The organism is Syntrophomonas sp., from assembly GCF_028707975.1.
Classification (GTDB): domain Bacteria; phylum Bacillota; class Syntrophomonadia; order Syntrophomonadales; family Syntrophomonadaceae; genus Syntrophomonas.
Window position 1 is genome coordinate 14,978 of the sequence record NZ_JAQVZX010000035.1, and the last position, 4,443, is coordinate 19,420.

Genomic DNA, 4,443 nt, shown 5'->3' on the forward strand with positions numbered 1-4,443 from the left:
CCGCAAGGTGAGGGGCACAACCACCAATGAAAATGTGTTGGCCTTATATAGGGGGCCCGTTTTTGACGCAGATCAACGCAGTTTTAATATGATTTTTCTTTTATTATTTTGTGAATCATAAAAATCAGCGTCCTTCAGCGTCTAAAAAATCTATTTCTTATTAATTACTCATGTGTTTTCCTTTCTAACTATCAGTACTCTACGGGTTTCCGCCTTCAATTCAGCCAGACTGGAAACTCGGTAACCAACTACCGCATAAATACTCTGCCCGGAGGCCAGTAAAGGAACCCGATCCCTTTGCTCCCGGGGCAACTTGATATCTATAAAATAATCTTTTACTTTCTTGCTGCCCTTCATTCCCGAGGGTTGAAAACGGTCTCCGGGCTGGCGTGAGCGCAAAAACAAGGGCTGCTCCAGTTTATCATAATCCAAGCAAGAAGATAAGCCTGCTTGCATATCTGAGAGCTGGCCCAGCTCTATAATATAGTTTTCTCCAGTTTCGGAAATACTAAGCCGGTCGGGGATGGAAATGGGGTAGCAAAATTTAGCAGCAGGGGTTTCTTTTGATCTAAAATGCAGTTCCTGGTAAATACTTTTTACCCGCAGACCCTTTCTCAGCTGAATATATTTGGAGGAGCCCGGCTGGTAAAGCAAGCGGAGTATTCTTTGCACATCCTTAACTTCCCAACCGCTTTCGCCCCGGAGACGTGCCAAAGCTTCTAAAACCAGCCGCTTTTGCAGAGCCGGGTGCTCTTCGCCCAGAGCCTTTTTGTCCAGAATTATTAAATCAGGCTCCTGCTGGCGCAGAAGTTTATCCCAGGAGAAATGGAGCTGTTTTTCCAAATAATCATTCTCATCACGGGCAATCCCGGCCAGTTGGTTCAGGCTTTCAATAATGCGGGGGTTGTAGGCCTTTTGCAGGTAGGGTATGAGTTCGCATCTGACACGATTACGCAGAAAGCTTAAATCCTTATTGCTCTGATCCAGGCAATAGGGGATTTGGTTTTCATCCAGGTAATGAATAATTTCTGCCTTGGACAAGGCTAATAGGGGGCGAAGCAGCTGGCCTTTCCGTGGCATAATTCCGCGCAACCCTTTGAGCCCACTCCCCCGAAGCAAGTGCAGCAGCACTGTTTCCGTCTGGTCATCCTGGTGATGGGCGGTGGCGATGTAATCGGCCGGGAGTTCCTCCAAAAACTCAAAAAAATACTGGTAACGGCAGTCGCGCCCGGCTTCTTCCAGGGATTTTTTCTGCTGGGCAGCCAGCGATCTGATATCAGCTTGCCGGGAATAGAAATCTATGGCCCATTTCCGGCAGTGTTCCCGGACAAATTCCTCTTCGGCAGCGGCTTCCGGGCGCAGGCCATGATTGAGATGAAGGGCTACCAGGCTTAAATCCATTTCCGGGGTTAATTTATGCATAATATGAAGTAGAGCCATGGAATCCGGCCCGCCGGAAACACCTAGCAAAACCTTTTTCCCCGGCTCCAGCAGCTTTTCTTCCTGGATATATTTTCTAACTTTGCGCAGCATTATCTTTCTCCACTATTAAGAAATCTCCTAGTCTAATGCTACCCAAGTTTTCCCCTTTGTCAAACCATGATTCTCCCGATTCTTTACTGCAATTCTACGCGAAGACAGATAACGGTCATATCATCAGCCGGCTTTCCTTTGCACATGCCCAGGGCTTTGTTCATAATCATTTCGGCCAGCAACTGCGGGTCGCTTTCGTCCACCTGGCTTAAAAAGTCCATTATCCAGGTTTCATTAAATTGCCGGGATACTTCCAGAACGCCGTCACTTACCATAACCAGGATATCGCGGGGGCAGAGGCTGTGTCTCTCGCTTACTACATCCACATTCTCCAGTATTCCTATGGGCAGGGAGTGGGAGCTTATCATCCCCACTTTTTTATCTCTTTTTATATAGGAAGGCGCGCTGCCCACCTTGATGAAATCCACATCACCATTATAGAGGTCCACCATGAGCATATCCAGGGTGGCAAAGCTCTCCTGAGCCGAACGGAGGAGCAGGACAGTATTTATGGTGTTTAGCGCTACTTCGCGCTGGAAGCCGCTCTCCAGGAGGTTTTCCAGCAATCTTACCGTAGCCTGGCTCTCACAGCAAGCTTTCTCCCCCACCCCCATTCCATCACTGAGGGCTATTAATTCTTTTCCTTCTTTAAGACTGGCTATGGTAAAGCTGTCGCCACAAACCGCTTCCTTGCCCACTTGCACCACCCCACTGCTCACTTTGTAGCTACAGGCACGGCTCATGGTGAATTTGCATTGCCCCCAGGCGCGGAAGCGGGGACAGGTTTTTTCACAAACCTCCATTCTTTCTCCCAGGATATTGGAGAAAGAGGGCGCTATATTGGTTTTGCAAAATTCTCCCTCCCGGCAGGGGTCAGCCACAACATTAAGCAGTAATTGCCCACTGCTGCTGCGCAAAGGGGTCATTTCTTTTATTTTAAGACCTTGTTGCTTGCTTTCTCTCAACAACTTTTCTCTGATCTCCAGGTCGAATTCGGTTTTTACATCGATTTCCTGGGCCAGACCTTTGATTACCTGACTAACCCCTTTGAGCTGGGTAGCCACCAGTTCCCGGGATTCGCACAACTTATCGGACCAGTACTCATTCAAGAGCAGGCGATCAAAGAGGTAGTTTATGGTACTTATCATTTCACGGGCATAAAGGCAGCGCCGTTTAAAATCACGCGGGGCTTTTTCATAGCTGAGTTCAGCTTTTTCAACAATAGAGAATAGTTCCAAAATCTGCTGGGAGCTATGGTAAGAATCCCGGCCCCAGCAATTATCATAGCGGGAACACTTTTCACAAAAGTTTTGCGATACCTGTTCATAAAGGTAATTTAAATAAGCGGCCTGGTGATTTTTTCTTTTCACTTCCATTTCCCCGCTAAAACTGCTACTCAGTTCTTCGAAGACCGCCGCCAGGTTTTCGATGCGTTTTCTGGCACTTTCCTCCAGTCGGCTGTCAATGGTTTCATCTTGCTCCCTAAAACGGCCGTTCAGGGGTCCCAGGGCCTGCAGAGGCATTTTATCCTGTAATGACTCCGGCAGCAGGAAAAACAAGAGGCTGGCTATGGCTGTTTCCCATATTCCCAGAATGGTGGCCGAGGTTTCCGGTATAAACATGGACAGGGCCATGGTTCCCAGCATAAAACCTAAAACAATACCCAGGCGACCCAGATTTCTAAACAACCCGGCAAGAAGGCCAGAAACAGCGTACATACCCAGGCTCTGGGCAAATATGCTGGAAGATATGGAAGGAATGATTCCAGTCATTACTCCTACTATGGTTCCCCCCCCGCTGCCCCACAGCAAGGCTGCCAGCATTATTCCCAGGCGACAGATTATGCTGCTTACACTCAAACCAGCCAGATGAACATTATTCAAACCCATAACCAGACCTATGCCTAGAACTAAAAAGGAGGCAAACTCCTCAAAATTCAAGCTGGCAAGAGGTTTTCGCTGGGCTATGGCTTCATGGGCGACAGTAAAAACGAAGCAGAGAACGCCGGCTATGACCGCTTCAAAAACCACTACCATTTCGGCATATAGGGAAAATTCCCCTCCCAGGAGAAACAGGCTCTTACTGGTAAAAAGTACGGAAATGCTGACCAAGGGCAGCATCCACCAGGCTTTTTCCGGCAGTATTCTCAGCCGCTTAAGCACTGCGATTAAGACCAGCAAGCTCACTATGCTGCTTCCCAGGTCAAAGCCATGCAATACACTACTCAGTCCCAGGGTAGCAAAGGCCAGCAATAAAATGGCCCGCCCTTTCTCCTTTCCAGCGAAAACTGCCAGATAGGCATAAACAAAGGGGAGCAAATCGCCCAGAACGAAGGCCCGAGATAAAATCAAGGCTCCCACCGCCAGGACCAGGTTTTCCAAGCTTAAGAGCGAATGAAAAAAGCTGGAGCCTTCTTTTTTTAAAAAGGCTCTTAGCCAGGTTTTTCCCCTGGCCGTACTCTCTTTAAAAGTCTGCCGCCACTCGCGCTCGCGCTCGTGCTTTTTTCCCCGGGATCTATTGCCGGCTTTTTCCGCAACTCTTTGATAAGGATATATCTCAGTTTTTTCCAGCATCTTATCCCCCATCTCCGAACTCCTAATTTAGTTTAAGATGATTATGGCTGTTTAAAGCCTTGTCCACCTATTATAAGCAAGAGATGTTGGTAAATTTTGTAATTTGCGGACGAGTGTCTGCTTTTTCTTTATACAAAATCTGCTGGGAAAACGCTATCTTTGCCATTTTTTCCTGAGCTTTTCTCTTATCTGAGAGAATTAATAAGAAAAGCTCCGCTCCGATAACCGCCATCAGCTTCCTTCAGACCCCTTTGTCGCCAAAGACGCCCTTGCTTACAGCTTGTCTTCCCATTGGCTAGGTGACATGGTCAACTTCTCAGACCACCGGCTCGGCAAC

At 47.9% G+C, this 4,443-nt stretch carries 3 protein-coding genes; all 3 read right to left on the reverse strand.

Annotation, left to right across the window (positions count from 1 at the left end; translation table 11 throughout):
- Nucleotides 1–168: 168 nt before the first annotated feature.
- Nucleotides 169–1,533, reverse strand: a complete 1,365-nt coding sequence (gene tilS / locus PHP87_RS06450) for a tRNA lysidine(34) synthetase TilS (RefSeq protein ID WP_299919769.1) — start codon at nt 1,531–1,533, stop codon at nt 169–171.
- A gap of 83 nt (nt 1,534–1,616) precedes the next feature.
- Nucleotides 1,617–4,118 (reverse strand): stage II sporulation protein E, encoded by a 2,502-nt coding sequence (gene spoIIE, locus PHP87_RS06455; protein WP_299919770.1) that lies wholly within the window; start codon nt 4,116–4,118, stop codon nt 1,617–1,619.
- Between the two features lie 58 nt (nt 4,119–4,176).
- Nucleotides 4,177–4,338: a hypothetical protein gene (locus PHP87_RS06460; protein WP_299919772.1), complete on the reverse strand. Its 162-nt coding sequence runs from the start codon at nt 4,336–4,338 to the stop codon at nt 4,177–4,179.
- Nucleotides 4,339–4,443 lie beyond the last annotated feature (105 nt).